General features: G+C 63.0%; 18 protein-coding genes and 1 tRNA gene. 12 read left to right on the top strand and 7 right to left on the bottom strand.

Going from position 1 to position 19301, the window contains the following annotated elements; all coding sequences use genetic code 11:
- The first annotated feature begins 113 nt into the window (after positions 1 to 113).
- The 5 genes from BBF93_RS13330 to BBF93_RS13350 all read left to right on the top strand — a co-directional run bounded on the left by BBF93_RS13330 (position 114) and on the right by BBF93_RS13350 (position 4691).
- Entirely contained in the window at positions 114 to 1394 is a 1281-nt protein-coding gene (locus tag BBF93_RS13330) for an FAD-dependent oxidoreductase (RefSeq protein WP_114106256.1), read from the top strand.
- A 142-nt stretch (positions 1395 to 1536) separates the two neighbouring features.
- Positions 1537 to 2163, top strand: a complete 627-nt coding sequence (locus BBF93_RS13335) for an FMN-dependent NADH-azoreductase (RefSeq protein WP_114106257.1) — start codon at positions 1537 to 1539, stop codon at positions 2161 to 2163.
- Positions 2164 to 2310: 147 nt separating this feature from the next.
- Positions 2311 to 2396 (top strand) — tRNA-Leu (locus tag BBF93_RS13340).
- A 59-nt stretch (positions 2397 to 2455) separates the two neighbouring features.
- The gene (locus BBF93_RS13345; protein ID WP_051612608.1) at positions 2456 to 3901 is read left to right on the top strand and encodes a DASS family sodium-coupled anion symporter; all 1446 of its coding nucleotides are present in this window, start codon (positions 2456 to 2458) and stop codon (positions 3899 to 3901) included.
- A 124-nt stretch (positions 3902 to 4025) separates the two neighbouring features.
- A complete protein-coding gene (locus BBF93_RS13350; protein WP_114106258.1) occupies positions 4026 to 4691 on the top strand; it encodes a DUF2490 domain-containing protein in 666 nt (221 codons plus the stop codon).
- 86 nt (positions 4692 to 4777) lie between these two features.
- On the opposite strand, the gene BBF93_RS13355 is transcribed toward BBF93_RS13350, so the two are convergent.
- Positions 4778 to 4987: a cold-shock protein gene (locus BBF93_RS13355; RefSeq protein ID WP_035599606.1), complete on the bottom strand. Its 210-nt coding sequence runs from the start codon at positions 4985 to 4987 to the stop codon at positions 4778 to 4780.
- Between the two features lie 212 nt (positions 4988 to 5199).
- Complete coding sequence (locus BBF93_RS13360) at positions 5200 to 6411, bottom strand: acetyl-CoA C-acetyltransferase (RefSeq protein WP_035599610.1); 1212 nt, start codon at positions 6409 to 6411, stop codon at positions 5200 to 5202.
- Between the two features lie 173 nt (positions 6412 to 6584).
- Between BBF93_RS13360 and BBF93_RS13365 the strand changes: the two genes are divergently transcribed.
- The gene (locus BBF93_RS13365) at positions 6585 to 7361 is read left to right on the top strand and encodes a class III extradiol ring-cleavage dioxygenase (RefSeq protein ID WP_199288412.1); all 777 of its coding nucleotides are present in this window, start codon (positions 6585 to 6587) and stop codon (positions 7359 to 7361) included.
- 92 nt (positions 7362 to 7453) lie between these two features.
- Here BBF93_RS13365 and BBF93_RS13370 read toward each other — a convergent pair whose 3' ends face one another.
- The 4 genes from BBF93_RS13370 to BBF93_RS13385 all read right to left on the bottom strand — a co-directional run bounded on the left by BBF93_RS13370 (position 7454) and on the right by BBF93_RS13385 (position 10968).
- Positions 7454 to 8236: an enoyl-CoA hydratase gene (locus BBF93_RS13370; protein ID WP_114106260.1), complete on the bottom strand. Its 783-nt coding sequence runs from the start codon at positions 8234 to 8236 to the stop codon at positions 7454 to 7456.
- 78 nt (positions 8237 to 8314) lie between these two features.
- A complete protein-coding gene (locus BBF93_RS13375) occupies positions 8315 to 8800 on the bottom strand; it encodes a hypothetical protein (protein ID WP_114106261.1) in 486 nt (161 codons plus the stop codon).
- Positions 8801 to 8899: 99 nt separating this feature from the next.
- Positions 8900 to 9658: a molybdopterin-binding protein gene (locus tag BBF93_RS13380; RefSeq protein WP_035599617.1), complete on the bottom strand. Its 759-nt coding sequence runs from the start codon at positions 9656 to 9658 to the stop codon at positions 8900 to 8902.
- A complete protein-coding gene (locus BBF93_RS13385; RefSeq protein WP_162786569.1) occupies positions 9655 to 10968 on the bottom strand; it encodes a serine hydrolase in 1314 nt (437 codons plus the stop codon). The genes BBF93_RS13380 and BBF93_RS13385 overlap by 4 nt, the downstream gene beginning before the upstream one ends.
- A 103-nt stretch (positions 10969 to 11071) precedes the next feature.
- Between BBF93_RS13385 and map the strand changes: the two genes are divergently transcribed.
- Positions 11072 to 11896, top strand: a complete 825-nt coding sequence (map, locus tag BBF93_RS13390; protein WP_035599621.1) for a type I methionyl aminopeptidase — start codon at positions 11072 to 11074, stop codon at positions 11894 to 11896.
- A gap of 169 nt (positions 11897 to 12065) precedes the next feature.
- Positions 12066 to 12812, top strand: coding sequence for a DNA repair protein RadC (gene radC / locus BBF93_RS13395; RefSeq protein ID WP_114106263.1), 747 nt, complete (start codon positions 12066 to 12068; stop codon positions 12810 to 12812).
- Here the strand turns inward: radC and BBF93_RS13400 are convergent.
- Positions 12805 to 14388 (bottom strand): ABC-F family ATP-binding cassette domain-containing protein, encoded by a 1584-nt coding sequence (locus BBF93_RS13400; protein WP_114106264.1) that lies wholly within the window; start codon positions 14386 to 14388, stop codon positions 12805 to 12807. The genes radC and BBF93_RS13400 overlap by 8 nt on opposite strands.
- Positions 14389 to 14660: 272 nt before the next feature.
- On the opposite strand from BBF93_RS13400, the gene BBF93_RS13405 reads away from it, so the two are divergent.
- From BBF93_RS13405 to BBF93_RS13420, 4 genes are read left to right on the top strand one after another with little or no spacing between them, the layout of a single operon-like run.
- Positions 14661 to 16157: an MFS transporter gene (locus BBF93_RS13405; protein ID WP_035599625.1), complete on the top strand. Its 1497-nt coding sequence runs from the start codon at positions 14661 to 14663 to the stop codon at positions 16155 to 16157.
- A gap of 39 nt (positions 16158 to 16196) precedes the next feature.
- On the top strand, positions 16197 to 17696 hold the full coding sequence (locus tag BBF93_RS13410; protein ID WP_035599627.1) for an MFS transporter: 1500 nt from the start codon (positions 16197 to 16199) through the stop codon (positions 17694 to 17696).
- Positions 17697 to 17707: 11 nt separating this feature from the next.
- Positions 17708 to 18694 carry a homoserine kinase gene (locus tag BBF93_RS13415; protein ID WP_035599630.1) on the top strand — a complete coding sequence of 329 codons (987 nt, stop codon included), beginning with the start codon at positions 17708 to 17710 and terminating at the stop codon, positions 18692 to 18694.
- A complete protein-coding gene (locus tag BBF93_RS13420; RefSeq protein WP_035599632.1) occupies positions 18691 to 19281 on the top strand; it encodes a hypothetical protein in 591 nt (196 codons plus the stop codon). The genes BBF93_RS13415 and BBF93_RS13420 overlap by 4 nt, the downstream gene beginning before the upstream one ends.
- Positions 19282 to 19301: the final 20 nt, after the last annotated feature.

Genomic DNA, 19301 nt, shown 5'->3' on the forward strand with positions numbered 1-19301 from the left:
CTGACAGGCCTATCGACATCTTCATGCGAGCGTTACTAACAGGACATGATGAAGATCGGTTTTTCCCGAAGCGTGCGACCTTCACGGTCGTGTTAACCGAAGAATAACTATCTATGAGCCTGCCGGATCGAACTTCCCTGGCGATTGTCGGCGCAGGCCCCGGCGGGCTGACGCTTGCACAATATCTGCGGCTCACAGGTTATTCACAGGTCACCCTGATCGAACAGGCAGACCGCCTCGGCGGAAAGTCCGACAGCATGGACCTTGGCGACCTGATTGCCGAGATGGGCACCTGCTATGCCACAGGCGCCTATAAGGACGTGCTGAAATGGATGCGCCGCCAGCGCAAGCCTTTCCGCCTGCTCCGGCGCACAACGGTCGATGGCGCCGGCATGCGCGATTATGTGAACGAAGCCCCCGGCGCCTCCCTGCCTCAGCAGGTGATGATCTATCTGGCACGCCGCCAGAACCTGCTCGGCCGGCTGAAGAAAAACCCCGATGATCCCCGCGCGCTGGCCGAGGCGGCCATGTCTGCCGAAGACTGGCTGACCGAGCAGAAACTGCCCAAGATCATGCGCATGATGTACCGCGCCGTAACGGCGCTGGGCTATGGCTATCTGAATGAAGTGTCGATCTACCAGGCGATGATGTGGGTAGACCATCACGCCATCATCAGCGGCGCCACCGGCAAGCTGATCATGCCCTCACAGGGCTGGTCGAATTTCTGGGAAGTGCTGGCGGAAGATTTCGATGTGCGCCTCTCCCATCAGATCACCAAGATCGAACGAAGCCCCAAGGAAGCGCTGCTGCATTTTGCTGACGGGCAACAACTCGCCGCCAGCGCCCTTGCCTGCACCATTCCGCTGGATGACTGGGCGCGCCTCGTCACTGATCCGACAGCGGATGAACGCGCCGTGGCCGATGCGGTGACATGGAAAGGCTATGCCACCTCGCTGATCGTCGTGGAAAACTGGTTCACCGAGGAAGACATCCGCTCCTTCTCGAAGGCTTTCCTGCCGGGCTCCTATCCCGGCCAGCTTATCTCGGCGCGTTATGAAGGGCACAGCCCGGACTTCGGCGGCCATCTCTATGTCACCGGCCAGATTCCGGGCGATTACACGGTGCCGGAACTGCGCGTCTTCCTGGAGCGGGATCTGGCCGATCTCGGCGCGCGCCTGGTCAACGTGGTAAACGTCAAGAACTGGCGCTATTTCCCCCACCTCAATCTCAAGGCCATCGAAGGCGGCCTTCTTGGCCGGATGCAGGCGATGCAGGGGCAGGCCCGGTCCTGGTATTCGGGCGCGAGCTTCTCGCACGAGTCGGTCGCCAATATCTCCCGCTTCAACAAGGCGCTGACCCCCAAACTGCTGTCGAGCCTCAAGCAGAGCGCCTGATCCTTCAGCGCATGAGCGGCCGCAGGGACCGGTTTTTCATCACGTCCCTGCATAAATGTTATCGTGAGCCCGCGGGATCAAAGCCGCCCGTCCGCCCCCATTTCCAGCGGTGTTGAAACGACACGCCAAATGGAGGCATCCGATGTCCAATCTTCTCGTCATCAATTCCAGCGCTAATACCGGCGCGTCTGTGTCCCGCATCCTGATCGAGGAAACGGTCAGCCGCGCGCTTGAGGCGGCCCCGAACACGGCCGTCGTGCGCCGCGACCTTGGCAGCAATCCTGTGCCCCACCTGACCACGGCAAACCTTGCCGGGGTACGCGGCACGCCTGCCACCGAAGAGGAATTTGCAGCCCGCGCCCTTTCCGACGAACTGATTGCAGAGCTGCGTGCCGCCGGCACCATCGTCATCGCCGCCCCGATGTATAACTTCTCGGTGCCAACCTCCCTGCGCGCCTGGTTCGACTTCGTGCTGCGCGCCGGTGAAACCTTCCGCTATTCCGAGGCAGGCCCGGAAGGCCTGCTGAAAGGCAAGAAGGTCATCGTGCTCACCTCGCGCGGCGGGCTCTATTCGGAAGGCCCCGGCGCTGCAGCAGATTTCCAGGAACCCTACCTGCGCCACCTGCTCGGCTTCATCGGCATCACGGACGTCACCTTCATCCATGCTGAAAAGATCGGCTATGGCCCCGAAGCACGCGATGCCGCGATTGCCGGCGCGAAAACCGAGATTGCCAGGGTCGCCCGCACCTTCTCCACCGTCGCTGCCTGATCTCCCCCACCGCCGGCCACCCCTGCCGGCGCGCAGCGACGTGCGCCCGCGCTCCCGCCCCGGAGCGCGGGCGCCTTGCGTTTGGGGGCGCAAGACATCCCTTGCTTGCCAAGCCGGAAGGCGCGCCTTAACGCTCCCTCCCAAGGTGCCGGCGTGGTGAAACGGTAGACACAGGGGACTTAAAATCCCTAGGCCCAACGGCCGTGCCGGTTCGAGTCCGGCCGCCGGCACCATTTGCCCTCCGGCAAAAAACCGGTAGCGTCGGGAAGCGAAACAAGCGGGGACTGTATTAATGACAACAGGAGACCGGCAGGCCGCCGCGCTGAAGCCCGGCTTTGCCGCCCGCCTGGGACTGTTTGCCGGGCCCGCCCTTGCCATCCTGATTGCCGTGCTGCCGCCGCCCGAAGGACTGGAACGGGGCGGTATGCTTGTCGCTGGTGTCCTGGTGCTGATGGCCATCTGGTGGGCCACCGAGGCGATCCCGATTGCTGCCACCTCGCTGATCCCGCTGGCGCTTCTGCCGCTGACAGGCGTGGCAAGCCTCCGCGAGATTGCCGCGCCTTATGCCGATACCGTGGTGCTGCTGCTGCTCGGCGGGTTCATCATGGCCATCGGCATCGAGAAATGGCACCTGCACCGCCGCATTGCGCTGAATGTGCTGATGCTGTCAGGCGGGCGGCTGAAACTGCTGGCCGGGGCGTTCATGCTGGCCACCGCCCTGCTCTCGATGTGGATTTCCAACACGGCCACCACCCTGATGATGGCGCCGATTGCCCTCTCGGTCGCCGTGGCAGCGGGCGGCGGCGCCCGGCTTGGCAGCGCCCTGCTGCTCGGGATTGCCTACTCCGCCTCCATCGGCGGCCTCGCCACCCCCGTTGGCACGCCCACCAATCTCATCGCCATGGGCTGGCTGAATGACAATGCCGGGATTGATATCAGCTTCCGCGAATGGATGAGCTTCGGCCTTCCGGTGGTCCTGATCATGCTGCCAATGGCGTGGCTGATCCTCACCTGGGGCATCAAGTCAGACGCCGCCTCGGCCAGGGCTGCCGGCGCCACAGTGCGCACCCAGCGCGACGCGCTTGGCAAGATGACGACGCCCGAAACGCGCGTCGCCATCGTGTTTGGCTTCATTGCGCTTGCCTGGATCACGCGGGAACAGCTTGTCATGATTCCCCTGTTCGCCGGGCTGACGGATATGGGCATCGCCATCATGGGGGCCATCCTGATGTTCCTCGTGCCCCATGGCAGCCGCGCGCCAGAGCACCAGCCCGGCGGCTGGGCCCTGCTGAACTGGGAAGATGCCAAGGCTGTGCCCTGGGATGTTGTGCTGCTGTTTGGGGGCGGACTGTCGCTGGCCGCGGCGGTTCAGGCGTCGGGCCTTGCCGGCTGGCTCGGCAACTCACTGGCAGGCCTGGCGGCCCTGCCGCCCATCGTGCTGATCCTGATCGTCGTCAGCATCCTTATCTTCCTCACCGAGGTGATGTCGAACGTAGCGGCGATGACCACTTTCCTGCCCGTGCTTGGCGCGCTGGCAGAGGCAACCGGCATAGACGTGCGCAGCCTGATCCTGCCGTGCGCGATGGCGGCCTCCTGTGCGTTCATGTTGCCCATCGCCACCGGGCCGAACGCCGTGGTGTTCGGGATGCGGCAATTCTCCATCGGCCACATGATGCGATCCGGCTTCTGGCTCAACGTCGCCTGCGTGGTGATCGTTACGCTGTATTTCGGGCTCTGACCCCGCCGGCACACCCCTGAAGTGAAAATGTCACAAAACTGCGATTGACGCGTATGTTCCGCGCGCCTAGTTGCGCGCCTGCTTGTCAGTATTGTGTCAGATTTGTTGGGGTAGACGCCACCGCATGCGACGTACTTGTATTGCCCTGACCGCTCTGGTCCTTGCTGCGGCCTGCCCTGCCCTGGCGGAAAACCAGATATGGACCGCCGCCAGCACCAAGGCCAAACCCTTCGACAACAGGGCTATCAGCCTCTCCCTTGACGCGGATCTGCGCTACCAGCCCGATGGTGATCTCGACACGATCGAGCTGCGCCCCGGCATCGGCTATCGCCTGAATGACACATTCAAGATCAGCGGCGGCTATCTGTGGGGCAGCGTTCGCCAGGAGGGGCCGGACCGGAAGGAACACCGTCTCTGGCAACAGCTGAGCTATGATTTCGGCGAAGCTTATGGCTTCGAATTTGATGGCCGCTCGCGTCTGGAAGAACGCCGCCGTGAAGGCTGGGACGATACCGGCTGGCGGCTGCGCCAGGAGTTCGGCGTCAAGCGTCCTCTCGAAGGCACCCCCTTCGAAATCTCGCTGAGTACGGATCTGTTCTTTGAACTGAACGATACTGACTGGGGCCAGTCTGACGGCTTCACCGAAGCCCGCAGCCAGCTGCTGCTCGTCTGGGACATGAACGACAAGGTAAGCTGGGAATTCGGCTATATGAACCAGTTCGAGAGCGAACGCGGCGCCCCGGACGAGACCAACCATCACCTCGTCCTCACTGTTTCACGCGATTTCTGAGCCCCAAATGAAAAGCGCGCCCCGATGAGGAGGCGCGCTTCGCAATTACGTCAGGCAAACGGCGAGGCGTCTGCCTTGAAGAACTGTTAGACCAGCTCGATGGAGCTGACAGCAGGCTTGCCCGAACGTTTGTCGATGGCGGTTTCGTAGGAAACCTTCTGGCCTTCGTTGAGTTGGGCGATACCCGAGCGCTCAAGCGTCGAGATGTGCACGAAAACGTCATTGCCGCCGGTGGTGGGCGAAATGAAGCCGAAGCCCTTCTGGGTGTTGAAGAACTTCACGATACCTTGGGTCATTTAGATAAGTCTCATAGTCATATGTGGACTGACAGTGTGCCAGCCCTTGCGTATCGAATTTTGGAGAGTTTCTGAAACCGCAACTCACCCTGGTGAGCGCACGCGCCTGATCGTCCGGCCAATGTCGATGCCAGCCATATGCGCCATCCACAGGCAGAATGCAAGTTTAAATTACTGTCAGGCTCCGGACGCTCCGGAGCCTGACCGAATTTTCAGTTAACGCGCTCGAACACCGCCGCGAGCCCCTGCCCACCCCCAATGCACATGGTTTCAAGGCCGTAGCGCGCCCCGCGGCGATCCATTTCGCGCAGCATCGTCGCCAGGATGCGCCCGCCGGTTGCGCCCACAGGGTGGCCCAGCGAGATGCCCGAGCCATGCACGTTCAGGCGCGCATAGTCTTCCTTCGAGAAGCCCATCGCCTTGGTGCAGGCAAGCACCTGCGCGGCAAAGGCTTCGTTCAGTTCGATCAGGTCAATGTCTTTCAGCGAAAGCCCTGCGCGCTTCAGTGCTTTTTCCGTAGACGGAACAGGCCCGATCCCCATCACCGCCGGGCCAACGCCCGCCACGGCCCAGGAGACAAGCCGCGCCAGGGGTTTGAGGCCATTGGCTTCTGCCATCTCGCGCGTCATCACGAGGCAGGCCGAGCCGCCATCATTCTGGCCGCTGGCATTGCCGGCGGTGACGGTGGCTTCGGCGTCCTGCTTCAGGCGGATGGCCTTCAGCTTCGACAGCACCTCCACCGTGGAGTCTGCGCGCGGGTGTTCATCACGGTCCACCACGGTATCGCCCTTGCGGCCTTTGACCGTGAACGGAATGATCTCTTCACCGAACACGCCGGATGTCTGCGCGGCCACAGCCTTGGCATGAGAGGCAGCGGCAAACTCGTCCTGCGCCTCACGGGTGATCTGATAATCGCGGCGCAGGTTTTCTGCCGTTTCCAGCATCCCGCCCGGCACGGGGTAATGTTTGCCGCCGGCGGTGAGGCGCCCGGTGATCAGGCCGTCATTGATGGTCATGTTGCCCTGGCCAAGCCCCCAGCGCAGGCCGGTGGAGTAGAAAGGCGCGTTGCTCATCGACTCCGCGCCGCCCGCGATCACGCAGTCCATCGCGCCGGTCGCCACCTGCATCGTCGCATTGATGATCGCCTGCAGGCCCGAGCCGCAGCGCCGGTCGATCTGCATACCCGTCACTTCCACCGGCAAGCCGGCGTCGAGCGCCACCACGCGGCCCAGCGCGGGCGCGTCCATGGAAGGGTAACACTGCGCGAAGATCACATCATCGACCTTGTCTTTCGCCAGGCCCGTGCGCGCCATCAGCCCTTCGACGACGGCCGCGCCGAGTTCATGCGCCTGCACGCCCTTGAACGAGCCGCCAAACCCGCCCACCGCCGTCCGCACCGGCTCGACAATCACCACATCGCGCATTCATTCCTCCCGGGAGTATCCAAAGTCCGCCCCTGTTAAGCCCGGCCTGCGCCCCAGCGCAACCCGGCATCTTTCATGCGAGGCCCGCATAACAGTCAGGCCGGAGCAGGCCTGTTCCCGCCAGCAAACCTCTCTTACCTAAGGGGAAGCAAGATTGAAGGAGGCTTCCTCTGATGACCCCGCCGATTTTCGTATCGCATGGCTCGCCCACGCTGATCTTCGATGATGTGCCCGCGCGCGACTTCCTGATGCAGCTGGGCAACGCATTACCACGCCCGAAGGCGATCCTGGCCGTCTCCGCGCATTGGGAAACGCTTGCCCCAAGCATCACCGCCGCGCCTGCCCCGCCGACGATCCATGATTTTGGCGGCTTTCCAGAGGTGATGTACCAGCAGCAATACCCCGCGCCGGGCGACCCTGCCCTGGCGGCGCGCATCAAGGCGCTGCTGGACGGGGCGGGCCTGCCCGCAACGCTCGATCCGGCGCGCGGCCTCGATCATGGCGCCTGGGTGCCGCTGAAGCTCGCCTTTCCGGCGGCGGATATTCCGGTGCTGCAGCTTTCCCTGCAAACCCATCTTGGCCCGGCGCATCATCTGCGGCTTGGCGAGGCGCTGCGCCCTCTGGCCGAAGAGGGCGTGCTGATCCTCGGCAGCGGCAGCCTCACGCACGACCTGCGCAGTGTCAGCTGGCGCGGCCCGAATGCGGAGCCCGATTGGGTAAAATCCTTCGGTGACTGGGTGAACCAGGCGCTGGCCGAAGGCCGCGTCGACGATCTCGTGAACTATCGCAGCCTCGCCCCCAACGCCGCGCGCAACCATCCGACGGAGGAGCATTTCCTGCCGCTGTTCGTGGCCCTCGGCGCGGCTGGCAAGGGTGCGCACATGGCTCAGTTGCACACGTCCGTAACGTTCAGCGTGCTGAGGATGGACGCTTTTGAATTTGCAGCCTGACACAAAGAACCCCCTTCTCCCTTGGGAGAAGGGGTTGGGATGAGGGCCCGCGCACAGCGCGTGGGAGGCGAGGGCCGGCGAAGCCGGAAACCTTACCCCTGCTGATCCCGCCCGCGCGCGGTCACCTGCTTGCGTGCCTCTTCCACCGCCGAGGCGGAAACCGACTTCGAATGGTCGATCGAGCGGGTCACTTCTTCCTTCATGGCGGCGGCGAAATTCATGCCGAAGCCGTCATCGATCAGCGCCTTGTATTTACGCAGCAGGTCCGGATTGGTCGAGGTCATTTCCGTCGCCATCTGCAGTGCGGCCGGTACAAGATCCGCCGCCGGATAAACGCGGTTCACAAGACCCCACTTCTCCGAGGTCTGCGCATCGATGAAGTTGCCGGTGAAGGAAAGCTCCTTCGCGCGGCTGATGCCGATGAGGCGCGAAAGCTTCTGCGAGAGCCCCCAGCCCGGCACAATGCCGACGCGGGCATGGGTGTCGGCAAAACGGGTATGTTCGGAGGCGAGCAGCACATCGCACATCAGGGCGAGTTCAAAGCCGCCGGTAATGGCAAAGCCGTTGATCGCGCCGATGATCGGCCAGGGATAGGCTTCCAGCGCGGCCAGCATGTTGATGGACTTGCTGTCCTCGTCGGCGCCCAGGGCAAAGCCCGTCTGGCCGGCTTCTTTCAGGTCGATGCCTGCGGTGAACGCGCGGCCCGCCCCGGTCAGCACCACAGCGCGGATTTCCGGATCGTCTTTCAGCTCAGTGAACACGCGCACGATTTCGGCGCGCAGGGCGCGGTTGAGCGCGTTGAGCGCGTCGGGTCGGTTCAGCGTGACAAGGCAGACAGCGCCGTGGCGTTCGGTCAGGACGATGGGTTCGGACATGGAAGCTCCTCCGGAAATGGTCAGTAAAGGTGTTACGGCGCGCAGATGGGCCCGCCAAGCCTGACGCGGCGTCGGCTCTCAGCCCTTGCGGCCGGTCACCAGGCGGAAGACGCCAATCAGCGCCGCAATAATCGCAATCGCCGCAGCCAGCCAGAACAGGCCAAACTTGAGGGGCGTGATCCAGGCCTTGGTATCGAGCGCGTCGGCCACCCCGGCCAGGGCGAGGGCCTGAACCGTGTTCTCGGTCAGGTCAAAGATCAGCACGGCAAAACCGGGCAGCGCCGCCAGCTTTCCCCAGCGCCCAAAGAAGCGCAGCGCCATGCCCGCAAAGAGAAGACCAAAGCTCAAAGGGAACACGGTGTCGTTCAGCACCGTCACCCAGAAATGGGCAGTCTTCTGCTCCGGCGTCAGCGCCGCAAACAGGGCCCGCACCTCGGCCGGGTCTGAGACCATGTCGAGATACGCCCCGCCCACCGCCAGCCCGAAAACCTGGAACGCGGCGCCGGACAGGATCATCATCACGAAAAGCGCCCACAGGACGGGCGCGCGTGTCAGGACTTGCATTTACTCTCCTCCCCCTTGGAGTTCTGTTGGAATTTTCTGCGGCGTGGTTGGAGGAATCGTTGGCGTTTTTTTGCCTCCTTATCCACGCTTTATGTGTCGTCAGAGCGGGTCGGGGATGGGCTCCACACCCAGGCCCCGCATCAGCGCCTCAAGCTCGCCCCGCACCGTTTCCAGCCTGACCGTATCAGTCGACCGGGCCACCAGCGCCACGCCATTATCCCCCGTCCCCAGATACCAGGGGTAAGAGCCGATGGAGACGTCCGGATACGCCTTGGCGATAGCGCCGAGGGGCTCGGCAAGGTCGCCCTCGCGCAGGCCAGGGCCGCGCAACTGCACCTTGTGAACCCGCGCGCCGCCTTCCAGGCGGGGGCCGATATCCTCCAGCATCGCGCGGGCAATCTGGGGCACACCGGCCATAGTGAAGACGTTTTCCATCTGGAACCCCGGCGCGCCAGAGACGGGATTCTTCACGATTTTTGCCCCGTGCGGGATGCGCGCCATCCGGCGGCGGGCGGGGGTGAAATCGGTGTTCATGGCCTTATAGCGCTCGGCCATTTCCGCCAGCACCTCGGGGTGTTCGGAGATGCCCGTGCCAAAGGCCGCCGCAATCGCATCCGCTGTGATGTCATCATGCGTCGGGCCGATGCCGCCGGTGGTGAAGACGTAAGTGTACTTCGCCCGCAGGGCGTTCACTGCCGCCACGATCTCCTCCTCAATATCCGGCACCGTCCGGCACTCCCGCACAGGAATACCGATCGGCTCCAGATATTGCGCAATCTGCTGCAGGTTGATGTCTCGGGTGCGCCCGGAGAGCAGCTCATCCCCAATCAGCAGAACGGCGGCAGTGGGCTGGGTCATTTGGTCTCCTGAAGCGCATCATAAACGAGTTCGGCCGATTCCGTCCGCATACTGCGGTCCAGGGATCCGCCGAATACCTGGATCATACCGACGAAACTGATCTTGTTGACAGGGTCGACCCAGAACCAGGTGCCCGCCGCGCCACCCCACATGAAGGCGCCTTTCGGATAGGCCTCGCCATCATTGAGGATCACGGCAAAGTCGAGCCCGAAACCGCCGCCGGCATTGGGATCGGTCGTGGTGCCATTGTGGCCGATGAAAACGCCTTCGGGGAGGAAATTGGTCGCCATCAGCTGCACCGTTTCCGGCTTCAGCACCTGAACCCCGTCCAGCGTGCCGCCCTTGGCCAGCATATCGGTGAAGCGCGCATAGTCGCCGAGCGTACCCACAAGGCCATGCCCGCCGCCTTCAAAGGCGATGGTGTCCTTGCGATACTGAAAGCCCGGCATTGGCAGCGGGACGAGCTCCCCCGTTTCCGGGTTCGGACCCCAGACGTCGGAGAACCGGTCGTACTTTTCGTCCGGCACGAAGAACGCAGTATCGGTCATGCCGAGCGGCGCAAAAACGCGCGCCTGCAGAAACTCGCCCAACGTCTGGCCGGACAGGCGCTCGATCAGCGCGCCCTGAATGTCTACCGAAATGGAGTAATCCCAGGTCACGCCCGGCTCATGCTTCAGCGGGATGGTGGCCACGCGGCGGATCATTTCATCAGCGTCAGGCGACTGGAAAACCTCCAGCTCGCGGAAGCGATCGTCGACATAGTTGCCAGGGGCAAGGCCATAGCCAAACCCTGCCGTATGGCTCATCAGCTCCTGCACCGTAGGTGGGCGGCTGACCGGGGCAAGGATCGGCTTGCCCTCGGCATCCATGCCCTTGAACACCTGCAGCCCTTCAAATTCGGGGAAGTACTTGGTGATCGGGTCGTCCAGCTGGAACTTGCCCTCTTCCCAGAGGATCATCAGCCCGACGCCGGTGACCGGCTTGGACATCGAATAGATCCGCCAGATGGTATCTTCTTCCACCGGGGCGCCGTCCGCCTGGCGGCGGATGCCATGACGGAAATCGGAAATGATTTCGCCATCCTGGATCAGGCGTGTGGCAATGCCTTTTACAGTTCCGCCATCAACATACGAGGCCATTCTGGCTTCCAGGGCGGCAATTCCCTCCGCGCTGAAGGCAGGCCGGGCTTCGGCGGCGGGCGCCGTCAGCGCGGCTGGTTCGAGACCCGCAGGCGCGCTGGCGCAGGCGGCCAAAACCGCCCCGGCAAGGGCCAGTATGCCCCCCATGAATTGTCCCTTGAACCGCTTCATGCCCGCTCTCTCCCATGCCATGTCGCGGTGATAACTGGCAGCGGTCTGCGTGTTCGGCAAGAAGGGAGTGGAATCTCGGGGCCCGGACTGCCATATTGCGGGCATGAACGATACAAATCTTCTCCTGCCCATGCGCACGGGCGACATCCGCATTCACGACGCCGAAGGCTTCGAGGGGATGCGCCGCGCGGGCCGCCTCGTCGCCGAATGTCTGGACATGCTGGTTCCCGAAGTGAAACCCGGTGTAACGACCGAGCGTCTGGATACGCTTGTGCGCGAGTTCGTGCAGGATCACGGCGCCGTTTCGGCAACCATCGGGTATCGGGGTTACCGCCACGCCTCCTGCATTTCGGTGAACCATGTGATCTGCCATGGTATTCCCGGCCCGAAGGCGCTGAAGGAAGGTGACATCGCCAATATCGACGTGACGTTGATCCTGGACGGCTGGCACGGTGACCATAGCCGGATGTACGGCGTGGGCGAGGTGAAGCGCAAAGCTGAACGCCTGATGGAAGTGACCTATGAAGCCATGATGGCGGGCATTGCCGCCGTCAAACCCGGCGCCCGGTTTGGCGACATCGGCGGCGCGATCAGCGAGATTGCCCGGCTCAACCGCTATTCAGTGGTGGATGATTTCTGCGGCCATGGATTGGGGCGCCTTTTCCATGACGAGCCCAACGTGGTCCACTCCGCCAAAGCGGGCACCGGCCCTGAGCTGAAACCCGGCATGTTCTTCACCATCGAGCCGATGCTGAACCTTGGCCGGCGCGACGCGGCGATCCTGCCTGATGGCTGGACCGCTGTGACGCGCGACCGTCAGCTTTCGGCGCAGTTTGAACATTCCGTCGGCGTGACCGAAACGGGCGTGGAGATTTTCTCCGCCTCGCCCAAAGGCTGGCATGAGCCTTTCAAGGTGAAGCTGGGATAGGCCCATACCCTTGGGTTGTCCTTGGGAAAGCCCCCGCTGAACCTTTTGCAACTACTTGACGAACTCAAATGTTCGTGAAATGTTCCAGCACGTTTCGCGTGCTGGATCATCGCTTTGTCCATGGGCAGCACATTCCATACCTGCCGGGAGAAGGGCGCGTGCTGACACTATGAGTTCAGAAGTTTCATCCGCAGACGGATTGAATGAGGCCGGCGGCCTTTTCATTGCACCAGCCCTAGCCGACAAGCCTCACTGGCAGGGCCACCGGGACAGGCTGCGGACGAAACTGCTGAACCGCGGCGCCGGCGCCCTGGATGATTACGAGATCCTCGAAGTGCTGTTGATGGCTTTCATTCCGCGCCGGGATGTGAAGCCGATTGCCAAGACACTCGAAAGGAAGTTCGGCTGCCTCTCGGCCATTCTCGCGGCGCCTGCCGAAGACCTTCTGAAAGTGCCCGGCGTGGGGGAAACGGTGGCGGCCTACATCAAGGCCATTGCCGAGCTTCATTCCCGCGCGGCGCGCGAAGAGATCAAGGCGAGGGAAATCATCTCATCCTGGTCCGCCCTGGTGGCGTATGTCCGGCGGGAACTTCAGCATGAAAAGCGCGAACAGTTCCGCGTCATCTTCCTTGACCGGAAGAACCAGCTGATCGTCGACGAGATCATGGGCCATGGCACGGTGGATCACGCGCCCGTCTACCCGCGGGAGATCGCCCGGCGCGCGCTGGAGCTTCAGGCCTCCAGCCTGATCCTCGTTCACAACCACCCCTCGGGTGATCCCAAGCCGTCACGCGCAGACATTTCGATTACGCGCGAAATTATCGATGTGCTCGGCCCTTTCGATATTTCCGTGCATGATCATCTCGTGGTCGGCACATCGGGCGTTGTCAGCTTCCGCACTTCCGGCCTCATCTGAGACTGATCTTCCGGGTCACGCCCACGCGCTCCAGGAAGGTCTCATCATGGCTGACCGTCAGCAGCGCGCCGTCATAGGCGTTCAGCCCGGCTTCGACGGTTTCCAGGGACGCAATGTCGAGATGGTTGGTCGGCTCGTCCAGGATCAGAAGCTGTGGCGGGGCGCCCCCGCCGAGGACGCAGGCAAGGCCGGCACGCAGGCGTTCTCCACCGCTCAGCGTGGCCACCGGCTGAAGCGCCGCGTCCGCCCTGAAGCGGAAGCGCGCCAGCGCAGCCCTGCAGGCATTTTCATCCGCCTCCGGATTTATACGCCGAAAGTTGTCAAGGATAGTGCCGGCGCCCTCCAGCAGGCTCACCTCCTGATCCAGCAGAGCCCAGGGTACGTGGACCAGCGCCTCGCCAGAAAGCGCCGGCAGGGCGCCGGTTGTGACCTTGAGCAGGGTGGACTTGCCCGCTCCATTCGGCCCGGAGATCGCCGCCCGCTCAGGCCCTCGCAGATCAAATGACAGATCACGGATTACGGGGCGGTCCGCATCATATCCCGCCACAAGTCGGGCAACGCGCACCACCTCTTTATTCGGCGGAAGACCCGTGGGGGCGAGTTTCACAATGAAGGGCTGAAGCACTTCGACCCGGCCGCGCGCCTCGGTTGCGGCCTCCTCCGCCTCGGCCTTTTGTCTCTCGGCCAGACGTCCCAGCGCTCCGGAAGAATCTTCCGCCCTGTTCTTCAGTGTGCCGAGCAAAATGCGGGGCGCACCGCCCTTGGCGGCCTTGCGGCTGCCTGCGCCATCGCGTCTTGCCTTGCGCTCGGCGGCGGTCTGCGCCTTTTCTCCGGCCTCCTCGACGCGCCGTTCTGCATGCGCCAGATCCTGCTGGGCGGCTGCGAGCTCGCGCGCCTTCTGCGCTTCATAGCTGCTCCATCCCCCGCCATAGCGCGCCGCGCCGAGTGATGTCAGCTCGATGATGGCATCCATGTTTTCAAGCAGTTCCCGGTCATGGCTGACCACCACGGCGCCGCCGCGCCAACCGGCCAGCAGCTCTGCCACAGCGGCGCGTCCCTCACGGTCAAGATTGTTGGTCGGCTCATCCAGCAGCAGGAAGTCGGGCTCTGCAAAAATGAGCGCAGCAAGGCTTGCCCGCGTTCGCTGACCTCCCGACAGGGTGGCGAGTGGCGTCTCCAATCCCACGCCCTGCAAGCCCGCGCGGCCCAGCGTTTCAGCCAGCCGCGATTCCAGCGTCCAGTCGGCCTCAGCAAAATCGGTCTCGGTACCGGCGCCCGCCTCGATACGCCGGAGACAGGCAAGTGCAGTCTCTACCGCAAAAAGGCCCGCGAGGGTCTCCTCCGGAGAGGGCTCAAAAGACTGGCGCAGCACACCGGTCGTGCCGGCGACCGTGACCGATCCTGACGCAGGGCTCAGCGCGCCGGAAATCAGCTTGAGCAGAGTGGATTTGCCAGCGCCGTTGCGGCCAACAATCCCTGTGCGTTCCTGATTGAGACTAAAACTAAGGTCTGAAAAAAGAACCCGGCCGTCAGGCAGGGCAAAGTTTAGCGAGGCGAAGGTTATGGAGGCGGGCATGGTGTGAACTCTTCCGGTAAACTGATCCGAGGGCGGTCGTTTTCCGGTGGTCGTTCATGACGCAGGGCCTCACGCTTGGCTGTGGAATTCTTTGCAAGGTTGCTCAGATAGGCATCGCTCACGAAAAGTTCAACTCGCGTCTGGCGGAAATGAAGAGGCTCCCTCTGCGCCTTCCCTCACGATAACACTTGCAGGGCGCGACGGGGCCGTTACCGTTCGGTCATCAAACGGCGCGCCGGCAGAAGCGCGTTTCCCTGGGAGGCGAGCGACACATGACGGCATCCGCAGACGCGGCTGAAACTGGCAACGGCCACATTACCGGTTTCGGCAGCAAGCCATACCGCTCCTATGTGCTCATTGCCCTCACGCTGATCTACACGCTGAACTTCATCGATCGAACGGTGATTACCGTCGTCGCCCAGCCGATCATCAACACCTTTTCGCTGACCGATACGCAGTGGGGTCTGCTGACCGGGCCGCCTTTCGCGCTGTTCTATGCGCTGATGGGCATACCGATCGCCATGTGGGCCGACCGGGGCAACCGCGTCTTCATCATCTCGCTGTGCGTGGTCATCTGGTCTGTGATGACCGTCTTTTGCGGCCTGGCGGCGAGTTTCATCTGGCTGCTTCTCTTCCGCGTGGGCGTCGCGATCGGCGAGGCCGGCTGTACGCCGCCCGCCAACTCGATCATCACAGACTATTATCCCCCAAAGAGCCGCGCCAATGCGATCGGCATCTATTCGATGGGCGTGACCATCGGCGGGGTGATGGCTCAGCTTTTCGGCGGCGCGCTCGCGGGTCTGCAGGGGCCCGATTTCGGCAACTTCCTGGCCTCGATTGGCCTTGGCGGTCTCTTCTCGGGCATCAACTGGGAAGAGGTGGAAGGTTGGCGCCTGGTCTTCGTGATTGTCGGGGCGCCGGGCATTCTTGTTGCCCTGATCCTGTGGCTGACCACGCGCGAGCCTCCGCGCGGCTATTCAGACCCCAAGGGCAAAGCGCCGGTCGAGAAGGCCGGGTTCTTTGAAGCCTTCCGGGAATTCAGCGCAAAGCCAACCTTCTGGACGCTGTCGCTGGGCGCCGCTTTCGTTGCCTTCGTCGGCTATGGCCTGATCAGCTTCCAGGCGCCGTTCCTGATGCGCGTGCATGGCGTCAGCGTTTCGGAAGCGGCCATCCGCTATGGCGCGCCGCTCGCAGCCGTCGCCGCGTTCGGCACATTCCTCGGTGGCTTCCTGTCAGAAAAACTGTCTCCGCGCTTTCCGGCGGTGGTCGCCTGGCTTCCTGGTGTTGGCCTGCTGGTAGCTATTCCCGCCTATATCGCCGCCTTCATGACGCCGTCGCTGACGATGGCATTCTGGATGTGGATGATCGCGGCCATTGCACACTACGCGTATCTCGGCGCGCAATACACCGTGTCGACGGCCATCGTCAGCCCGCGCTCGCGCGCCACAACGGTCTCAGTCCTCCTGCTGATCGTCAGCCTTATCGGCAACGGTCTCGGCCCGATGTTTACCGGCATGATGAGCAGCGCCTTCATGGGCGGAATTATCCGCAGGAACGGGTTGGAAGAAGCCTTTACCACCTTCAATCCCGGCTTCTGCGCCAGCCGTATGGCAGAGCTCGGAGAGCTCGGCCCGGCGCTCTGCTCGGCCTACGCCGAAGGCCTGCGTCAGTCGATGGTGGCCACGGTGCTGTTCTTCGTGGTTGCCGCCGCATTCTACTTCCTCGCCTCCCGCACCTTCCTTAAGGACCGCTGGAGCCCTGCGATCTGAAAATCCGCAAAATTTGCCTGACTATTCGTGGAGACCCGAATGACCGACGCCGCCACCCCTAGCCAGACAAGCGCTACGACCCAGCCGGGCTATCTCACCGGTTTTGGGACACCGCTTTACCGCGGATATGTGCTGTCTTCACTTCTCATTGTTTACATCTTCAACTTCATCGACCGGTCGATCTTCGGGATCCTGACCGAACCGATGAAGCTCTCCCTGCAGCTTGAAGACTGGCATATGGGCGTTCTCGGGGGGCTCGCCTTCGCGATCTTCTACACCACGCTCGGCATTCCGATTGCGCGTGTCGCCGAGCGGCGCAGCCGGATGATGATCATTGTCATCTCGCTCACCCTGTGGAGCCTGATGACGGTGATGTGCGGCTTTGCGACGAGCTTCCTCACGCTGTTCATCTTCCGTCTGCTGGTAGGCGTGGGCGAAGCCGGCTGCACGCCGCCGGCCCAGTCGGTGATCGCGGATTATTTCAAGCCGACCAGCCGCGCGACGGCCGCCTCGATCTATGCGCTGGGCGTGCCCCTTGGCGGCATGCTAGCGGGCCTCTCGGCCGGTCCGATCAACGACTATGTGACGGGCGAAAACGTCTACAACCTTCTGGGCTCATGGGGCTGGACCTGGGCGCAAGGCCTGGTTGACTGGAACAGCCTTGAGGGCTGGCGGATCGCGTTCATTGCCGTGGGCCTGCCCGGCGTTCTGTTTGCCCTCATTCTTTTCTTCACCGTGAAAGAACCACCGCGCGGCTATTCGGACCCTCCGGGCGCGCCCCGCAAAGCTGTACCCGATGGGTTCGGCACCGTGCTCAAGGATCTGATGCAGAAGCCGACCTATGTTCATGTCGTTGCCGGCGCTGCGATTGCTTCCTTTGCCGGATATGGCGTCGCCGCTTTCTCCACATCCTTCCTGCTGCGCACACATGGCCTGACACTGACGCAGGCCGCGCTGATCTTCTCCCTGGTGCTCGGCCTCATGGCAGCCCTGGGCGTGTTCCTGTCCGGCTTCCTCGCTGACAAGCTGTCGGTGCGTTACCCGACGGCGCTTTCCTGGATGCCCGCCCTCGGCATGGGCCTGTCGGTGCCGCTTTACTGGCTCGGCTATCTCAGCCCCACCGTGCCGCTGATGATCCCGCCGCTGATGCTGGCCGCCACACTGCACTATTTCTATCTCGGGCCGATGTATGCCGTCTCTGCCGGCGTTGTGGACAGCCGCACGCGGGCCACGGCGGTGGCGATCACCCTGTTCGCGGTCAATCTGATCGGCATCGGCCTTGGCCCAACGCTGATCGGTTTCCTGTCCACCGGCCTCAAGACCATGATGCTCAGCGGGAATGATCTCGGGCTCACACTGTCGATGTGCAAGGATGTAACCGGGCTGGCAGCAGATCAGGTTGCGGCCTGCCGCGACGCCGATGCGCGCGGCCTGCAGTGGTCGATCATCATCTTTGCCACGCTCTATGGCTGGGCAGCGATCCATTACCTGCTGGCCGGCAAAACACTGCATCGTGACATGCTGCCGAAAACTGCGTAAGGGCGCCGCCTATGGCGGTATACACACAGGTTTCAGACGAAGCGCTCTCATCCTTCCTCGCCGAGTATGACCTCGGCGAGGCGCTGGCGTTCAAGGGCATTGCCGAGGGCGTCGAGAATTCAAACTATTATCTGGAGACCCGCAAAGGGCGCTACATTCTCACCCTCTTTGAAAAGCGGGTGAACGCGGCTGACCTGCCTTACTTCATTGGCCTCAAGCAGCATCTTTCCGCGCAGGGCTTTCCCTGCCCGCAGCCCGTGATGGGCCGGGATGGAGAGGCGCTGCGCACGCTGGAAGGCCGGCCGGCCGTGATTGTCACTTTCCTTGAGGGGCTTTCGCCCAAGCGGCCGAATGCGAGGCAATGCCGCTCGCTGGGCGAAGGGCTCGCGCGGATGCATCTGGCGCTGGGAGGCTTTGACGGGCGCCGCGAAAACGCGCTCGGGCCCGCCTCCTGGCGTCGCATGTGGGAGGGCTGCGCGGGCAATGCCGACGCGCTGCAGCCGGGCCTCTCAAATGAGGTCGATGCCTGCTTCGTCAGGATCAATGCCGCCCGCGCCTTCTCAGATCACCTGCCACGCGGCACGATCCACGCCGACCTCTTCCCGGACAATGCCTTCTTCCTGGGCGACACCTTCACGGGCGCCATCGACTTCTATTTCGCCTGCACCGACGCGCTCGCCTATGATCTCGCCGTCTGCCTCAATTCCTGGGCCTTCGAAGAAGGCAACGCGACGGACGCCTCGCGGCTGGAATACAATTTCTCCAAAGGTTCGGCGCTGATCGCGGGCTATCAGTCCGTGCGTCCGCTGGAGGCCGCAGAGCTTGAAGCGCTGCCCGCGCTCTGCCTCGGCTCAGCGATGCGTTTTTTCCTGACGCGGCTTGCCGATTGGACGTCTACACCGGCGGGCGCCCTCGTGCGGCCCAAAAACCCCCTTGAATACGCCGCTCGGCTGGCTTTCCATCGCAAGATGGAAACCGCCGAGGGCTATGGGGCATGACGGAAAACACAGCTTCCGACCCGCAAGGCAAGACGCCCGCGCCCGCTGAGGCGGCGCCCACCTATACCCTGGATATGCAGCCCAGGCGCTTCAAACGGGTCAAGCTGGCAGTTTTCCTGTGCGCCCTCGTTGCCTGCCTGTCCGTCGCGATTATCGGCTTTCTGGTGCTGGCGCTGAGCGCCATCTTTACGGGCCTCGGCGGCATGGGCGCAGGACCGCCAACAGGCGCCGGGGAGTTCGGCGGCGGCTTCCTGCTGGCAGCCCAGCTTTCAGCGCTGAATTTCATTCTGTTTTTCATCACCATCCCTGCCGCCGCAATTGTGATGGGACTTTCCGTTGCCCGCTTTCCCTATCGGCGTATCGCCGGGGTGAAATCCTATCTTCGCTGGGGGGCCATCTGGGGCGCCTTTCTTGTTGGCGGGACAACCTGCCTGTTCGGGCTGACCGACAGCTTCGCCTCCGGCCTCGGCGCGCTGGTTGGGGGGGCTTCCATCGGAGGCGTCGCCGGCACCTTCTGCGGCTTTCTTTTCCACACGATCGTGCAGCCGGCCCGGCAACTCACGCAATTGGATGTAAGCGTCTTCTAAAGCCCGCCTTGACGCAGGCG

This window comes from Hyphomonas sp. CACIAM 19H1 (assembly GCF_003325995.1).
Classification (GTDB): Bacteria; Pseudomonadota; Alphaproteobacteria; order Caulobacterales; family Hyphomonadaceae; genus Hyphomonas; species Hyphomonas polymorpha.

Excerpts from the sequence above, each read along its gene's own strand:
- BBF93_RS13335 (WP_114106257.1), top strand. The coding sequence starts at position 1,537 with ATGTCCAATCTTCTCGTCATCAATTCCAGCGCTAATACCGGCGCGTCT.
- BBF93_RS13385 (WP_162786569.1), bottom strand. The coding sequence starts at position 10,968 with ATGAAGCGGTTCAAGGGACAATTCATGGGGGGCATACTGGCCCTTGCC.
- radC (WP_114106263.1), top strand. The coding sequence starts at position 12,066 with ATGAGTTCAGAAGTTTCATCCGCAGACGGATTGAATGAGGCCGGCGGC.
- BBF93_RS13400 (WP_114106264.1), bottom strand. The coding sequence starts at position 14,388 with ATGCCCGCCTCCATAACCTTCGCCTCGCTAAACTTTGCCCTGCCTGAC.
- BBF93_RS13350 (WP_114106258.1), top strand. The coding sequence starts at position 4,026 with ATGCGACGTACTTGTATTGCCCTGACCGCTCTGGTCCTTGCTGCGGCC.
- BBF93_RS13330 (WP_114106256.1), top strand. The coding sequence starts at position 114 with ATGAGCCTGCCGGATCGAACTTCCCTGGCGATTGTCGGCGCAGGCCCC.
- BBF93_RS13375 (WP_114106261.1), bottom strand. The coding sequence starts at position 8,800 with ATGCAAGTCCTGACACGCGCGCCCGTCCTGTGGGCGCTTTTCGTGATG.
- BBF93_RS13345 (WP_051612608.1), top strand. The coding sequence starts at position 2,456 with ATGACAACAGGAGACCGGCAGGCCGCCGCGCTGAAGCCCGGCTTTGCC.
- BBF93_RS13405 (WP_035599625.1), top strand. The coding sequence starts at position 14,661 with ATGACGGCATCCGCAGACGCGGCTGAAACTGGCAACGGCCACATTACC.
- BBF93_RS13420 (WP_035599632.1), top strand. The coding sequence starts at position 18,691 with ATGACGGAAAACACAGCTTCCGACCCGCAAGGCAAGACGCCCGCGCCC.
- BBF93_RS13360 (WP_035599610.1), bottom strand. The coding sequence starts at position 6,411 with ATGCGCGATGTGGTGATTGTCGAGCCGGTGCGGACGGCGGTGGGCGGG.
- BBF93_RS13410 (WP_035599627.1), top strand. The coding sequence starts at position 16,197 with ATGACCGACGCCGCCACCCCTAGCCAGACAAGCGCTACGACCCAGCCG.
- BBF93_RS13370 (WP_114106260.1), bottom strand. The coding sequence starts at position 8,236 with ATGTCCGAACCCATCGTCCTGACCGAACGCCACGGCGCTGTCTGCCTT.
- BBF93_RS13415 (WP_035599630.1), top strand. The coding sequence starts at position 17,708 with ATGGCGGTATACACACAGGTTTCAGACGAAGCGCTCTCATCCTTCCTC.
- BBF93_RS13380 (WP_035599617.1), bottom strand. The coding sequence starts at position 9,658 with ATGACCCAGCCCACTGCCGCCGTTCTGCTGATTGGGGATGAGCTGCTC.
- BBF93_RS13365 (WP_199288412.1), top strand. The coding sequence starts at position 6,585 with ATGACCCCGCCGATTTTCGTATCGCATGGCTCGCCCACGCTGATCTTC.
- map (WP_035599621.1), top strand. The coding sequence starts at position 11,072 with ATGAACGATACAAATCTTCTCCTGCCCATGCGCACGGGCGACATCCGC.
- BBF93_RS13355 (WP_035599606.1), bottom strand. The coding sequence starts at position 4,987 with ATGACCCAAGGTATCGTGAAGTTCTTCAACACCCAGAAGGGCTTCGGC.